Raw genomic sequence first — 15,496 nt, 5'->3', positions numbered from 1 at the left:
GCGCGAGGTCGAGGGGGACATCCGGCCGATGTGACCTCCGGGGCAGAAGACGGCTTCCGCACTCTTGACGGCCCCGTGTGACACATCGACAGAATCTGTTTGTTCGCGGTCGGTTGTGATTGCTTCTGAGTCCTCATGAGGGAGAACCGCCATGTCGGTCACGCGCAGATCGGTCCTGCTGGCCTCCGCCGCCGCCCCCGCGGCCGGAGCGCTGCTGGGCCCGCCGGAGGCGTGGGCCGCCGAGCAGGCGCGCGGCGCGTCCGGCCGCCGCACCGTCGCCCTGCGCGACGGCTGGCGCTTCGCGCTGGTCGACCCGGGTGGCATCACCGACCCGACCGGCGCGTACGCCGACGCCGCCCTGCCCGGGTACGACGACTCCGGGTGGCGCGAGGTCGCCGTCCCGCACGACTGGAGCATCGAGCAGGCCCCCACCACCGAGCACGGCACCACCAGCGGCACCGGCTTCCTCCCCGGCGGCCTCGGCTGGTACCGCCTCGCCTTCACCCTGCCGCCCGCCCTCGCCGGCCGGCGGATCTCGGTGGAGTTCGACGGCGTCTACATGGACTGCGTCGTCCACTGCAACGGCGAGGAGGTCGGCCGCCACCCCTACGGCTACACCGGCTTCGCCCTCGACCTCACGGGCCTGGTGCACACCGACGGCACCACCGAGAACGTGCTCGCGGTCAAGGTCCAGAACCGGCTCCCCAGCAGCCGCTGGTACTCGGGCAGCGGCATCTACCGCGAGGCCCGCCTGGTGATCACCGAGCCGGTGCACGTGGCCCGCTGGGGCACCCGCGTCACCACGCCCGAGGTCTCCCGCGAGCGGGCCGTCGTACGCGTCGCCACCTCGGTCGTCGACGCCTCGGGCACCGGCGCGGACGTCGAGGTCGTCTCCCGGATCGTCGACCCCAAGGGCCGCACGGTCGCCCGCGCCTCCTCCACGGCCGCCGTCACCGGCGAGCACACCGAGACGCACGAGCTCACCGTCCCGCGCCCGCTGCTGTGGGACATCGACGCCCCGCACCGCTACACCCTGCACACCGAACTGCGCGCCGGCGGCCGGACCACCGACACCTACCGCACGGTCTTCGGGATCCGCACCTTCCGCTTCGACCCCGACGAGGGCTTCTTCCTCAACGGCGGCCACCACAAGATCAAGGGCGTCGACCTCCACCACGACCTGGGCGCGCTCGGCGCCGCCGTGCACATCGACGCGGTCCGCCGCCAGCTGGAGATCATGCGGTCCATGGGCGTCAACGCCCTGCGCACCGCCCACAACCCGCCCGCCCCCGAGGTGATCCAGGTCTGCGAGGAGCTGGGCGTCATCATGCTGGTGGAGGCGTTCGACTGCTGGCGCACCGGCAAGAACCGCTACGACTACGGCCGGTTCTTCGACGAGTGGGGCGAGAAGGACGCCACCGAGATGGTGCTCGCGGCCCGCAACTCGCCCGCCGTGCTGATGTGGTCCATCGGCAACGAGGTCCCCGACTCCACTTCCACCGCGGGTCTCGCCATGGCCGACCGGATCATCGCCGCGATCAGGGCGGCCGACGACACCCGACCGCTGGTCATCGGCTCCGACAAGTACCGCCGCATGCCCGCCAAGGGCTCCGCCGCCGACCTGATGCTCGCCAAGCTGGACGGCCTCGGGCTGAACTACAACACCGCCAAGTCGGTGGACCAGCTGCACGCGGCCTACCCGCACCTGTTCCTCTTCGAGTCCGAGTCCTCCTCCGAGACCTCCACCCGTGGCGCCTACCAGGAGCCCGAGCACCTCAACACCGGCGAGAACCACACGCCCGGCAGGCGCTCGACCTCCTCCTACGACAACAACCTCGCCTCCTGGACCATGAGCGGCGAGTACGGCCACAAGAAGGACCGGGACCGCAAGTGGTTCGCCGGGCAGTTCCTCTGGTCGGGCATCGACTACCTCGGCGAGCCCACCCCGTACGACGTCTTCCCGGTCAAGGCGTCCTTCTTCGGCGCGGTCGACACCGCGGGCTTCCCGAAGGACATGTACCACCTGTTCCGGAGCCAGTGGACCGAGGAGCCGATGGTCCATCTGCTGCCGATGACCTGGAACCACGCCGAGGGCGACACCGTCGAGGTGTGGGCCTACGCCAACGTGGACACCGTCGAGCTGTACCTGAACGGAAAGTCCCTGGGCGTCCGGCGGTTCGACACCAAGAAGACCGTCGACGGCCGCGCCTACCTGGAGACCACCGAGGCGACCGGGGACGACAAGACCTTCACCGACGGCCCCTACCCGGGCAGCTACACCAGCCCCAACGGCAGCGCCGGCAAGCTCCACCTGACCTGGAGGGTGCCCTACGAGCCGGGCGAACTGAAGGCCGTCGCGCGGCAGGACGGCCGGGTGGTCGCCACCGACGTGCTGCGGACCGCCGGCGCCCCGCACGCGATACGCCTGACCCCGGACCGCACGTCGCTCGCCGCCGACGGCCGCTCCCTGGTCTTCGTGACCGCCGAGGTCGTCGACCGGCGGGGCACCGTGGTGCCCGACGCCGAGCACTTGATCTCCTTCGACGTGGCGAACGGCTCCCTCGCCGGACTCGACAACGGCCGCCAGGAGAGCGCCGAGCGCTACCAGGCGAGCACCCGCACCGCCTTCCACGGCAAGGCCCTCGCCATCGTCCGCTCCGGCACCCGGACGGGCCGCCTGACGGTGACGGCCCGGGCCGACGGCCTGCGCGCCGGCACGGCGTCCGTACGCGCCACACCGGCCCGCGACCGGGCCGAGACCGAGCCGCCGGTGTTCAGGCCCGAGCACCCGGCACCCGTGAATCATCCGCACGCCGACGCCAGTTACTCGGGCCGTCCGGACACCCTGCCCGCCGCCATGCTCGACGGCGACCCGGCCACCGGCTGGTCCAACGGCTTCTTCAAACAGGCCACGGCCCTGCTGCCCGCCTTCGACGGGGCCCGCGCCGAGGACTGGGTCTCGGTCGACCACGGGCGTACCCGCGGCTTCGACCGGGTGGACGTCTCCTTCACCGTGGACGCCACGCACAGCCTGCCCGCCTCGATCGAGGTGGCCGTGTGGGACGGCCGTGCGTGGCGGGCCGCCCGGGACACCGCGATCGACTGGGCCACCGCCTCCGGCGCCCCGACCGTGGTCACCTTCGCCCCCCTGCGCGGCTCCCGCATCCGGCTCACCCTGACGAGCCGCCACCCCGACGAGGCCCGGGGCGCGATCCGCATCAGCCGGCTGGAGACCCCGGCCGCCTGACCACCCGGGACGCAACGGTCCGGACGGGCGGTGAACAACCAGTCCGGTCCGGACCGTTGACGGGGTGTCACATCTGCCACAACGATGGCCTGCGTCCGCATCTGGGAGCGCTCCCATCGCGAGCGCCACCCGCACCTCCCCAGAGGAGCCCAGGCGTGAAACGACGCAGAACCGCCCTGTTGTCCCTGACAGCCCTGCTGGCGACCGCGCTCACCGCGCTGCCCTCCGCACCGGCCGGGGCCGAGGAGGTCGAGCAGGTCAGGAACGGCACCTTCGACTCCACCACCGACCCCTGGTGGACGACCAGCAACGTCACCGCCGGCCTGTCCGACGGCCGGCTCTGCGCCGACGTGCCCGGCGGCACCACCAACCGCTGGGACGCCGCCGTCGGCCAGAACGACATCACCCTCGTGAAGGGGGAGTCGTACCGCTTCTCCTTCAGCGCGGCCGGGACCCCCGCCGGGCACGTGGTGCGCGCGATCGTCGGCCTGTCGGTGTCGCCGTACGACACCTACCACGAGGTGACACCGCAGCTCAGCGTCTCCGGCGACACCTACTCCTACACCTTCACCTCGCCCGTCGACACCGCCCAGGGCCAGGTCGGCTTCCAGCTCGGCGGCAGCGCGGACCCCTGGCGCTTCTGCCTGGACGACGTGTCGCTGCTGGGCGGGGTGACCCCGGAGCCGTACGAGCCGGACACCGGGCCCCGGGTCCGGGTCAACCAGGTCGCCTACCTGCCCGCCGGGCCGAAGAACGCCACCCTGGTCACCGACGCCACGGCGAAGCTGCCCTGGCAGCTGAAGAACTCCGGCGGGACGGTCGTCGCCCGGGGCACGACCGTGCCGCGCGGTGTCGACGCCTCCTCCGGCCAGAACGTCCACTCGATCGACTTCGGCGCGTACCGCACGAAGGGCACCGGCTTCACGCTCACCGCCGACGGCGAGACCAGCCGCCCCTTCGACATCGACGCGAGCGTCTACGAGCGGCTCCGGCTGGACTCGGCGAAGTACTACTACACCCAGCGCAGCGGCATCGCGATACGCGACGACCTGCGGCCCGGCTACGGCCGCCCGGCCGGTCACGTCGGCGTGGCACCCAACCAGGGCGACACGAACGTGCCCTGCCAGCCCGGCGTCTGCGACTACTCGCTCGACGTCAGCGGCGGCTGGTACGACGCCGGCGACCACGGCAAGTACGTCGTCAACGGAGGCATCTCCGTCTGGGAGGTGCTGAGCACCTACGAACGCGCCCTGCACGCCCGCACCGGCGACGCCGGCAAGCTCGGCGACGGCACCCTCGCCATCCCCGAGAGCGGCAACAAGGTGCCGGACCTCCTCGACGAGGCCCGCTGGGAGCTGGAGTTCCTGCTGAAGATGCAGGTGCCCGACGGCAAGCCGCTGGCCGGGATGGCCCACCACAAGATGCACGACGAACAGTGGACCGGGCTGCCGTTGATGCCCCACGACGACCCGCAGAAGCGTGAGCTGCACCCGCCGTCCACGGCCGCGACCCTGAACCTGGCCGCCTCGGCCGCGCAGGCGGCCCGCCTGTACCGTCCCTACGACAAGGCGTTCGCCGCCAAGGCACTGGCCGCCGCGCGCAAGGCCTTCTCGGCGGCGCTCGCCCACCCCGACCGCCACGCCTCCGAGAGCGACGGCATCGGCGGCGGCGCCTACGCCGACACCGACGTCAGCGACGACTTCTACTGGGCGGCGGCCGAGCTGTACCTCTCCACGGGCGAGAAGCGGTACGAGGACCACGTCCTGAAGTCACCGGTCCACACGGCCGACCTCTTCAAGCCCATCGGCTTCGACTGGGCCCGCACCGGTGCGGCGGGCCGCCTCGACCTCGCCACGGTGCCGAACAAGCTGCCCGGCCGGGACAAGGTGCGCCGGTCCGTCGTCCAGGGCGCCGACCGCTACCTGGCCACCCTGAAGGCACACCCCTACGGCATGCCGTACGCCCCCGACGCCCACACGTACGACTGGGGCTCCAGCCACCAGATCCTCAACAACGCCGTCGTCCTCGCCACCGCCTACGACATCACCGGCGCCGCCAAGTACCGGGACGGCGCGCTGCAGAGCATGGACTACATCCTGGGCCGCAACGCGCTGAACATCTCCTACGTCACCGGCTACGGCGAGGTCAGCGCGCAGAACCAGCACAGCCGCTGGTACGCCCGCCAGCTCGACCCGAACCAGCCGAACCCGCCGAAGGGCACCCTCGCCGGCGGGCCGAACTCGAGCATCCAGGACCCCTACGCACAGAGCAAACTCCAGGGCTGCGTCGGCCAGTTCTGCTACATCGACGACATCCAGTCCTGGTCGACCAACGAGCACACGATCAACTGGAACGCCGCCCTGACCCGCATGGCCTCCTTCGTGGCGGACCAGGGCTAGGGGCGACCCACCAGGGGCCGGTACGGCCCCGCCGCGTGCCGGGGGAGTCCGCCGACAGGACGCCCCCGGCACCCGCGCGTAGCCTGGTGTCATGCCAGCGGTGCGGGTCGACGGCATCGAGGTCGCGTACGACCGGGCGGGCCGGGGCCCGCCCCTCGTGCTCGCGCACGCCGCGACGACGGACGCCCGCCTGTTCCGTCCGCAGCTCGCGGAGCTGGCCGACGAGTTCACCGTGATCGCCTGGGACGAACCGGGCGCCGGCCGCTCCTCCGACGTCCCGCCCTCCTTCACCCTGGCCGACTACGCCCGCTGCCTCGCGTCGGTCATCGAGGACGTCGGCCTCGGCCCGGCCCACGTCCTGGGCCTGTCCTGGGGCGGGACCGTCGTCCTGGAGCTCTACCGCAACCACCCCGAGCTCGTCCGCACGCTCCTCCTCGTCGACACCTACGCCGGCTGGAAGGGCTCACTGCCCCCGGCGGAGGTGCGGCAGCGGGTCGAGGGGGCGGAGCGGATGCTCGCGGTCCCGGCCGAGGAGTTCGCGCCGACCCTGCCGGGCCTGTTCGCCGCCGAGCCGCCCGCCGACGCCGTGCGGCTGCTGTCCGTGATGTCGGCCGACGCCCGCGCCCGGACCATCCGGACCGAACTCACCATCATGGCCGGGACCGACCAGCGTGACCTGCTGCCCGCGATCGAGGTGCCCACCCTCCTGCTTTGGGGAGAGCTGGACGCGCGTTCCCCGGTGGAGCCCGTCGCCCGCCGGTTCCTCGAAGCGATCCCGGAGGCCACGCTGGTCGTGCTCCCCGGCATCGGGCACCTCAGCAACGTGGAGGCCCCGGACGCCTTCAACCGGACGGTCCGTGAGTTCTGTCGCGCCCGGTCCTGACCGGCCCGGCCACGGCCCGCCGCGACGGCCCGTGCCCGACGGGTTCGCCCGGCCGCTCATGGGCGGTCAGGGTGTGCAGCCGGGCCGGGTCCAGCGGCTCGTGCACCTCCACGTACTCGCCGTGCGGCAGCCGCCGGATCACGCCGGTGGGGCGGCCGTGCGCCACCAGCTCCCGGTCGCGCTCCCGCAACCCCAGGCAGACGCGCCGGGTGACGACGAAGACGGCCGCCGGGACGACGAACATCCCGATCCGCACCGCCCACGTCACCGTGTTGATCGACAGATGGAGGCGGGTCGCCACGATGTCGTTGCCGCCGCCCGCCAGCAGCACCAGGTAGAGGCTGATCCAGGCCGCCCCGATCGCCGTGCGGACCGGGCGGTCGCGCGGCCGGTCCAGCAGATGGTGCTCCTGCCGGTCCCGCGTGAACCGGGCCTCCAGGAACGGGTACACGCCGATGAAGACCAGCAGCAGCGGGAAGACCACCACCGGTATCAGCACCCCCAGCACCAGCGTGTGCCCCCACAGCGTGATCTCCCAGCCGGGCATGATCCGCACCAGTCCCTCGGCGAAGCCCAGGTACCAGTCGGGCTGGGCGCCCGTCGACACCTGGTCGGCGCGGTAGGGGCCGTACGACCAGACCGGGTTGATCGTCGCCACCGCCGCCATCAGTGCCAGCACCCCGAACACCAGGAAGAAGAAGCCGCCCGCCTTCGCCAGGTACACCGGCATGAAGGGCGCCCCCACGACGTTGTTTTCGGTGCGCCCGGGCCCCGCGAACTGGGTGTGCTTGTGGTACACGACGAGCAGCACGTGGACCACGATCAGCGCCGCCATGATCCCGGGGACCAGCAGCACGTGCAGCGCGTAGAAGCGGGCCACGATGTCGTCGCCGGGGAACTCCCCGCCGAACACGAACATCGCCAGGTACGTCCCCACGATCGGCACCGACAGCAGCGCCCCGTGCACGAACCTCAGGCCCGTGCCCGACAGCAGGTCGTCGGGGAGCGAGTAGCCGAACAGCCCCTCGAACAGGCCGAGGAACAGCAGCAGCCAGCCGAACAGCCAGTTGACCTCCCGGGGCTTGCGGAACGAGCCCGTGAAGAAGTGCCGCATCATGTGCGTCAGCATGGCGGCGACGAAGACCAGCGCCGCCCAGTGGTGCAGCTGCCGGATCAGCAGCCCGCCGCGCACGTCGAAGCTGATGTCCAGCGTGGACGCGTACGCCTCGGACATGCGCACGCCGTTCAGCGGCGGGTAACTCCCGTCGTACACCACCTCGTTCATCGACGGGTGGAAGAACAGCGTCAGGTACACGCCGGTGAGCACCAGCACCACGAAGCTGTACAGGCAGATCTCGCCGAGCAGGAAGGACCAGTGGTCCGGGAACACCTTGCGCAGGTACTTCCGGCCGAGCGTGTGGGTGCCGAGCCGGTCGTCGAACCAGTCGGCCAGGCGCTCGCCGCGTCCGGCGCTCACACCGCCTCCTTGGGCACGTGGGCGAGCTTGTCCGGGTTGGCCACGACGTAGATGCCGCGCACCCGGTCGCCCTCCGGCGTCAGGTCCAGGACCAGGACGGCGAAGGGCGCGTCGCCGTCGAACAGCACCGCCGCGTCGTCGCCGTTGACGCGCCGGTAGCGCCAGACGGGGTGGTCCGGACCGCCCCGGCCGGACGTGAGCAGGCGCGTCACCTTGTCCCGGCCGTGCACCGGGCGCAGGTTCGCCGGCCGGCGCTTGCCGCCGGCGTCCGTCCACGCCGTGACGTCCGGCGCGAGGATCTCCATCAGCGCGGTGATGTCGCCGCCCATCGCGGCCCGCACGAACCGCTCGGTGGCCTCCCGCCGCACCCGCGGATGCGCCTCGTACCGCGGCCGCCGCGCGTGCACGTGCTCCCGGGCCCGGCGCGCCAACTGCCGTACGGCGGCGGGGGAGCGGTCGATGATGTCGGCGATCTCGGCGTGCGGGTAACCGAACACCTCGCCCAGCACGAACACGGCCCGCTCCAGGGGAGTCAGCGACTCCAGGACCACCAGCATCGCCAGCGACACCGATTCGCTCCGCAGGGCCGGCCCGTCGGCGGTGTCGGCGTCCTCCTCGGCGACCAGCGGCTCGGGCAGCCACGCCCCCACGTACGTCTCCTGCCGGCGGCTGATCACCGCGCGGCGCCGCAGCGCGTGGTTGACCGCCACCCGGACGAGATAGGCGCGCGGGTTGTCGATCCCGGCCAGCGGGGCGCCGCCGCCGCGGGCCGTCCAGGACAGCCACGTCTCCTGCAGGACGTCCTCGGTGTCGGCGACACTGCCGAGCATGGTGTAGACGACGCCGAACAGCAGCTCGCGATGGTCGACGAACACCCCGGTCGCCTCGTCGAGCGGGGCGTCGGTGCCGGGTACGGGGATCTCGGTCATGCGGGGTCCTCCCAGAGACGCGCTCACCACTGCGAGGCCCTGAGGGACCCGGAATGTGACATCGCACCGCCGGATGTGACCCACATCTCAGCGACAGGCCGTGCCGGACGGCCTGTAGGTACCGTCCGATCCCTGCGGTGACCTGGGGGTATTTACGAGTCAGTACCCGAGCGGTACCGTGAACGCATGCCAGCTCTCAACGTCGAGTTCAGCGATCGCGAACTTGAGGACCTGCGGCAGATCGCCAAGGAGCGCGGTACGTCCATGAAGGCGCTCGTGCGCGAGGCGGCCGCGGCCGACATAGCCCGCCACCGGGCCCTGCAGGAGGGCGCGGAGGCCTTCCGCCGGTTCTTCGCGACCCACGCCGACGAGTTCGCCGCCGCCTTCCCCGACGACGAACCGTCCGCCAAGAGTGAGGGGCGGGTCGCCTGACCGATGGCACCCGTCCTCCATATCGACGTGCCCTGGCTGCTCCAGCGCCACGAAGAGGTCCTGCCGGACCAGCCGACGATCAACGACTTCTCCGCGCTGGTCGCCGCTGTGGCCCGGCACCGGGTCGACCCGCCGCGCCTCGGGGTGAACTCCGACCCGGCCTGGCGGGCGGCCGCGCTGCTGCACACCCTCGCCGTGCTCCGGCCGCTGCCCTCGGCCAACGCCCGCTTCGCCTGCTCGACCGCCGTGGCGTACATGTTCGTCAGCGGCGTCGGCATCGACCCGCCCTACGGCGCCCTGGTCGACCTCGCCCGCGATCTGATGTCCGGTACGACAGACGTCTACGGCGCGGCGGACCGGCTGCGCTCCTGGCAGATCTGAACGGAGGGCCGCCGGCCGAGGGCGGAGGGACGGGGCCGGCGGCCCTGGGGCGCGGGAGAGCCGCCGTCCCGCGCGGGCCTCCGAGAAGGGCCGATACCCAGTGGACTGCGCCGGAGCGTGCGCCGGGAGCGTGTGCGGCGCACCCGTTGCGGGTGCCCGATTCACACGGGGCGCATGGAAATGTCGAAAACCGGTGCGAGCGGCGTGCGCGCGTTCCCGTTTCTGACTTTCTGTCAAGGGCGGGGATGTTGCCCGCGCGCCTTGTTGGTCGTGTGGGGGTTGTGCAAGAGTGAAACACGCGTGCGGGGGGAATGGCCGAGTGTCGCACGTGATTTGTTGACCGGGTCCGATTCGCCGCAGGCGAATTCGCCCCTCCCGCGCCGCGCCAAAAAGGTACGCACCAACCGGGCTCCTTTTTCGGCGTCAGGACTTCTGTGTGTCACATGCGCGTGGGAAGGAACCATCTCAGTGCCCACCCCCCACCCCCCTCGTCCCCCGTATCCCCCGCCCGGCGGGGATCCAGGGGAATCCGACGAAAGCCTCGCCGCCCCGCTCAGAGGCAGCCCGGAGGGCGAGGTCGCCGCCCATTCCGTCGCGCTGCTGATGGCGCGGCACTGGCAGCCGGTGCATGACTACGCGGTCATCTGTCTCGCCTCGTCGGCCAAGGTCGCCGCGATGGTGACCGGGACCGCCTTCCACCGGACCCTCAACCGCCTCGCCTTCGGCGAGTCGGCCGTCGCGCTGCGCCCGGCCCTTCTGGTGACCGTGCGCGACACGATCCGGGAGTGGTCCGGCGACGATCGCATATCGGCCGTCCTGCCCGCCTTGCAGAAACCGGCCGGAGGGCGAGGGCTGCGCGCGGCGACGTCCATCACGCCGGAAAATCGCGCCCTCGCGGAGCGGGCATTCCAGGCACTTCCCGCGGCCGCGCGCTGTTTGCTGTGGCATGTCGAGGTCGAGGCCGATCCTTTAAGCGTCCCGGCCGGTCTGCTGGGCATGGACACCGACATCGCGTCGGCCGCCCTGGAACAGGCACGGGACACATTTCGCGAGGGTTGTGTACATGCCCATAGGGAACTCGCGCCGACCCAGGATTGCCGCTTCTACAACCGCCTGCTCGACGTCCCGATCCGCCGGGGCGGCACCCTGCTGCCGGACGTCCAGGAGCACCTGGCGGAGTGCCGCTACTGCCGTAACGCTGCCGAACAGCTGAGCCATTTCGAGGGGCCGCTGGGCCCGTTGATCGCCGAGGCGGTGCTCGGCTGGGGCGCCCGCCGGTACCTCGACTCGCGTCCGGGCCGGTCCTCGCACGGCACGCGGGGCGGTCGCGCAGGCCGACGCGGCGGCGGGCGGCGCGGCGGCGGAACCCGGGGGGACGGGCGGCACCGCCTGCTGTCCAGGATCCCCATGCCCCCGCGCCGGGTCCCGGACGCGCTGCGGTCCCCGCGGGCGCTGCTCTCCGGCGTCGGTGCGGTGTCGGCCGGGGTGCTGGCCACCGTGCTCATCATCAGCGCCTCGTCGTACGACGGCGGCCAGGCCGACCCGGCCGGCTCCAACAGCGCCGCCGGTTCCGACGGCACCGGGTCCGTGTCCCCGCCCGGCACGGCGGGGCTGCCCACGGCACCGGGCGTGACGCGGCTGCGCAACGCCGGCGCCGACCTGTGCCTGGACATCCGCGATCTGCCGAAGGAGGGCTCGGCGACGAAGCTGGCGGAGTGCTCGACGGTGTGGACCCAGCAGTGGACGTACGAGGACGACGGGCTGCTGCGCAGTGTCGCCGATCCCGGGCTGTGCCTGGACTCGCACAAGGACGCGGGCGTCGTGGTCCTCGGCACCTGCGCCGACGAGGATGCCGAGCGGGGCGACGACGTGCGCTACGACCTCACCGTGCAGGGCGAGTTGCTGCCCCGCTGGGACGAGCGGCTCGCCCTCGCCGCCACGCACGACGACCCGGACGCCGACATCGTCGTCAAGGTCCGCGACCGCTCCGACGCGCAGCGCTGGCAGCCGGAGCCCGTGCCGACGACGGCGGGCTCCCTGTCGATCGAGGAGCAGGAGGACCAGAAGGCCCGGCAGGTGACCCTGCCCCACGGCCGGACGGCGTGAGCACGGTCCCTGCGGCCTGAGCGGGGCTGCGCGGTCACGCGCCGCGCAGCCCCCCGGATAGGACCGGGTCCTCGACGAGGTCGGCCGGACCGACCGTGCCCGGGACGGCATGGCCGGACAGGGCGAGGGTGAGGTCGAGTTCGGCGAGCAGGCAGCGGATGACGTGCTCGACCCCCGACTGCCCGTCGAGGCCGAGTCCGTAGACGTACGGGCGGCCGACGAGGACGGCCCGGGCGCCCAGGGCGAGCGCCTTGAAGATGTCGTCGCCGGTGCGGACGCCGCTGTCGAAGAGCACGGTGAGCCGGTCCCCGACGGCCTCCGCCACGCGGGGGAGCGCGTCGGCCGCCGCCACGGAGCCGGCCACCTGCCGTCCGCCGTGGTTGGAGACGACCACGCCGTCCATGCCCGCCTCCGCGGCCAACCGGGCGTCGTCCGGGTGCAGCACGCCCTTGAGGACGACCGGGCCGTCCCAGTTCTCCCGCAGGAACGCCAGGTCCGGCCAGGTCTTGCCGGGATCGCCCTGAAGCCCGATGAAGTGCCGCACCGCCGCGGTCAGGTCCTCCTCCACCGGCTTCGACAGGCCCGCCTTGAAGGCCGGGTCCGTGAAGTAGTTGGCCATGCCCACCCCGTTCAGGAACGGCAGGTACGCCTGGTCGAGGTCACGTGGCCGCCACGCGAGCAGGGGCGTGTCCAGCGTGACCACGAGCACGCTGAATCCGGCGGCCCGGGCCCGGTTCAGAAAGCTGCGGGCCACCTCCGGGTCCTTGGGCCAGTACAGCTGGAACCAGCGTTCGGCCTCGCCCATCACCTCGGCGATCCGCTCCATCGGCGTGCTCGACACGGAGGACAGGGTGAACGGCACTCCCTGCGCCGCCGCGGCCCGGGCCGCCGCGGGCTCCGCGTCCGGATGCATGATCGACAGCACGCCGACGGGGGCCAGGGCCAGCGGGGCGGGCAACGGACGGCCGAGGACCTCCACGGACAGATCCCGCTCGTGCACGTCTCTCAGCATGCGCGGCACGATCCGGCGGCGCTCCAGCGCCGCCCGGTTGGCGCGGGCCGTGCTGCCGTTCCCCGCGCTGCCCGCCACATAGCCGACCGGACCGGCGCCGAGCCGCCGCTCGGTGAGTTCCTCCAGGCGGGTCAGATCCGTGGGCAGCCGTGGGACGACCCCCGCCATGCCGTTGAGGTAGATCTCGTACTGGTAGTCGGCCCAGTGTTGCTGTGCCATCGGCCTGTCCGCCTCTCGTCGTCGAGCCTGCGTCGACCCGACGATACGGCGAGCGGGCCGGTGACCGGCCGTCGGCACGGACCGCGGGTCAGAGGCCCGCGACCGACGCCTGCAGGACACGGGCCAGTTCACGCGGCTGGGAGAACATCGGCCAGTGGCCCGTGGCCATCTCCACCAGCTCCCACCGGTCGCTCTTGAGGAGTGCGGCCACCGCCGGCATCGGCTCGTCCCCGTCGAGGAGGCACTTCACGTACGTCACCGGGAGGTCGTCCAAAGGGCGCTCCAGCACGGCCGGTTCGGTGAGCGTGGCACCCGGGTGCGGGGTCGAGCCGACGATCCGGGCGATCTGCCCGTCCGTCAGCCCCTGGCCCGCGTACTCCTCCGGGGTGAGCGGCGGCCAGAACCCGTTGTGCTCGGCGATCGACCGCCGTACCCCCGCGCTCGGCCAGCCAGAGAGGAAAGACTCCCCGTCCACCGGCACGTTCGCGTCGACGAACACCACGCGCCGCAGCCGGTCACGGATGCGCTCGGCGGCCTGCCCGACCGGGATGCCCGCGTAGCTGTGCCCGACCAGGACGACATCGCGCAGGCCGAGGCGCTCCACCTCCTCGACGATGTCCCGGACGTGCGCCTGCGGCCCGGACGGCTGCGCGGCCCGCTTCTCGGCGAGGCCCGACAGCGTCAGCGCATGCACGTCGTGCCCGGCGCCGCGCAGCTCGGCGGCCACCTCGTCCCACGCCCACGCCCCGAGCCAGGCACCTGCCACCAGTACGAAGTCGGTCATGCCCGCAAGGTAGCCGACGGCACCGACAACGCCCCCGGCCCGGTGATCGGCGGCACCGGCACCTCCACGGTGCGCGCCAGTCGCGGCCCCTCGGGCCCGTACACGGCCCGGGGTTCGGGGAACAGCCGCAGCAGCGTCAGGAACAGCGCCGCCGCCGCGGTCAGTGACACCGGCAGACCGATGTCGACGCCGTGCGCGAGGTCGCCGAGCGGGCCGACGAACTGGCCGGGGATGTTGGTGAAGAGCACGCCGAGCAGCGCCGCGACCCACCAGGCGGTCATGCCGCGCCAGTTCCAGCCGTGCGCGAACCAGTAACGGCCGCCGCGCTGACGGCGGTTGAAGACCTGCAGCGCCTCGGGGTCGTACCAGCCGCGCCGCGTCCAGTAGCCCAGCATCATCACGACCATCCAGGGCGTGGTGCACGTGATGATCACGGTGGCGAAGGTCGAGATGGACCGCACCAGGTCGAGCCCGAACCGGCCGGCGAAGATGAACGCGATCGACAACGCCCCGATCAGCAGCGTGGCCTGGACGCGGGACAGACGCGGGAACACCGAGGAGAAGTCGAGCCCGGTCCCGTAGAGCGCGGTCGTGCCCGTCGCCATGCCGCCGATCAGCGCGAGCAGGCACACCGGTAGGAAGAACCAGCCCGGCGAGATCGCGAGCAGGCCGCCCACGAAGTCGGGGGCCGCCGGATCGACGTACTCCGGGGCCTCGTCCGCGATGATGCTCGCCGTCGTCAGACCGAACAGGAACGGCAGCAGCGTCGCGAGCTGGGACAGGAACGCGGCCCCGACCACCTTCCGGCGCGGGGTGCTCGCCGGGATGTAGCGCGACCAGTCGCCGAGGAACGCCCCGAACGACACCGGGTTCGACAGCACGATCAGTGCCGCTCCGATGAACGACGGCCAGAACAGGGCCGCCGTGGCCGGGTCCGCCGCGTCGGTGAAGACACCCGCGTACGACGGGTCGAAGTCGTCCGCGAAGGCCAGGGCGCCGAGCAGGAACAGCGCGCTCGCCGAGGTCACCGCGATCTTGTTGACGAACAGCATGAACCGGAAGCCGTACACGCACACGGCGAGGACCAGCACCGCGAACAGCGCGTACGCGACGGCGTACGACAGGTCGCCGCGGCCCAGGCCGAAGAGCCGGTGGGCACCGCCGACCAGGGCGTCCCCGGAGCTCCACACGGAGAGGGAGAAGAACGCCACCGCCGTCAGCAGGGACAGGAACGAACCGACCACGCGGCCGTGCACGCCCAGGTGCGCGGACGACGACACCGCGTTGTTGGTGCCGTTGACCGGGCCGAACACCGCCATGGGGCACAGGATCAGCGCGCCCGCGACGACTCCCAGGAGCGTGGCCGCGAGGCCCTGCCAGTAGGAGAGCCCGAACAGGATCGGGAAGGCGCCGAGGACGCAGGTGGAGAAGGTGTTGGCGCCGCCGAAGGCCAGCCGGAACAGATCGAAGGGGGTCGCGGTGCGCTCGGCGTCGGGGATGCGGTCCACGCCGTGGGACTCGACCTCCGTCAGGGACGGGGCGGACGCGGCGGGGGAGGGGTGGGCGGCCGGCGAGGACAAGGGGGCTCCAGCGGGGACGGGGTCGGTGGAGCGCGGGGTGACGCGGC

The 15,496-nt window shown here is 72.2% G+C and carries 11 protein-coding genes; 6 read left to right on the top strand and 5 right to left on the bottom strand.

Annotated features, from left to right (window positions below):
* Positions 1-151: 151 nt before the first annotated feature.
* The 3 genes from ACSUPV_RS02040 to ACSUPV_RS02030 all read left to right on the top strand — a co-directional run bounded on the left by ACSUPV_RS02040 (position 152) and on the right by ACSUPV_RS02030 (position 6,529).
* Positions 152-3,247, top strand: coding sequence for a glycoside hydrolase family 2 TIM barrel-domain containing protein (locus ACSUPV_RS02040; RefSeq protein WP_436946792.1), 3,096 nt, complete (start codon positions 152-154; stop codon positions 3,245-3,247).
* A 155-nt stretch (positions 3,248-3,402) separates the two neighbouring features.
* On the top strand, positions 3,403-5,646 hold the full coding sequence (locus ACSUPV_RS02035; RefSeq protein WP_436946791.1) for a glycoside hydrolase family 9 protein: 2,244 nt from the start codon (positions 3,403-3,405) through the stop codon (positions 5,644-5,646).
* Positions 5,647-5,737: 91 nt separating this feature from the next.
* On the top strand, positions 5,738-6,529 hold the full coding sequence (locus ACSUPV_RS02030; RefSeq protein WP_031117790.1) for an alpha/beta fold hydrolase: 792 nt from the start codon (positions 5,738-5,740) through the stop codon (positions 6,527-6,529).
* Here the strand turns inward: ACSUPV_RS02030 and qcrB are convergent.
* A complete protein-coding gene (gene qcrB, locus ACSUPV_RS02025; RefSeq protein ID WP_436946790.1) occupies positions 6,489-8,006 on the bottom strand; it encodes a cytochrome bc1 complex cytochrome b subunit in 1,518 nt (505 codons plus the stop codon). The two genes, ACSUPV_RS02030 and qcrB, sit on opposite strands and share 41 nt — an antisense overlap.
* Positions 8,003-8,935 (bottom strand): sigma-70 family RNA polymerase sigma factor, encoded by a 933-nt coding sequence (locus tag ACSUPV_RS02020; RefSeq protein WP_436946789.1) that lies wholly within the window; start codon positions 8,933-8,935, stop codon positions 8,003-8,005. Before ACSUPV_RS02020 ends, qcrB begins: the two co-directional genes overlap by 4 nt.
* Positions 8,936-9,121: 186 nt before the next feature.
* Between ACSUPV_RS02020 and ACSUPV_RS02015 the strand changes: the two genes are divergently transcribed.
* The 3 genes from ACSUPV_RS02015 to ACSUPV_RS02005 all read left to right on the top strand — a co-directional run bounded on the left by ACSUPV_RS02015 (position 9,122) and on the right by ACSUPV_RS02005 (position 11,854).
* Complete coding sequence (locus ACSUPV_RS02015; protein ID WP_031117794.1) at positions 9,122-9,367, top strand: hypothetical protein; 246 nt, start codon at positions 9,122-9,124, stop codon at positions 9,365-9,367.
* Between the two features lie 3 nt (positions 9,368-9,370).
* Positions 9,371-9,748 carry a hypothetical protein gene (locus ACSUPV_RS02010; protein ID WP_031117795.1) on the top strand — a complete coding sequence of 126 codons (378 nt, stop codon included), beginning with the start codon at positions 9,371-9,373 and terminating at the stop codon, positions 9,746-9,748.
* A 468-nt stretch (positions 9,749-10,216) separates the two neighbouring features.
* Positions 10,217-11,854: an RICIN domain-containing protein gene (locus tag ACSUPV_RS02005; protein WP_031117796.1), complete on the top strand. Its 1,638-nt coding sequence runs from the start codon at positions 10,217-10,219 to the stop codon at positions 11,852-11,854.
* Between the two features lie 34 nt (positions 11,855-11,888).
* On the opposite strand, the gene ACSUPV_RS02000 is transcribed toward ACSUPV_RS02005, so the two are convergent.
* The 3 genes from ACSUPV_RS02000 to ACSUPV_RS01990 all read right to left on the bottom strand — a co-directional run bounded on the left by ACSUPV_RS02000 (position 11,889) and on the right by ACSUPV_RS01990 (position 15,449).
* Positions 11,889-13,085: a lactate 2-monooxygenase gene (locus ACSUPV_RS02000; protein ID WP_436946788.1), complete on the bottom strand. Its 1,197-nt coding sequence runs from the start codon at positions 13,083-13,085 to the stop codon at positions 11,889-11,891.
* An 88-nt stretch (positions 13,086-13,173) separates the two neighbouring features.
* Positions 13,174-13,869 carry an alpha/beta fold hydrolase gene (locus tag ACSUPV_RS01995; protein ID WP_037764154.1) on the bottom strand — a complete coding sequence of 232 codons (696 nt, stop codon included), beginning with the start codon at positions 13,867-13,869 and terminating at the stop codon, positions 13,174-13,176.
* Positions 13,866-15,449, bottom strand: a complete 1,584-nt coding sequence (locus tag ACSUPV_RS01990; protein WP_436946787.1) for a purine-cytosine permease family protein — start codon at positions 15,447-15,449, stop codon at positions 13,866-13,868. Before ACSUPV_RS01990 ends, ACSUPV_RS01995 begins: the two co-directional genes overlap by 4 nt.
* Positions 15,450-15,496 lie beyond the last annotated feature (47 nt).

The sequence above is a fragment of the Streptomyces sp. SudanB52_2052 genome (genome assembly GCF_964272415.1).
Lineage (GTDB): Bacteria > Actinomycetota > Actinomycetes > Streptomycetales > Streptomycetaceae > Streptomyces > Streptomyces olindensis.
The sequence above is the reverse complement of the archived record's forward strand: the minus strand, read 5'-3'. Positions and strand labels throughout refer to the sequence as shown.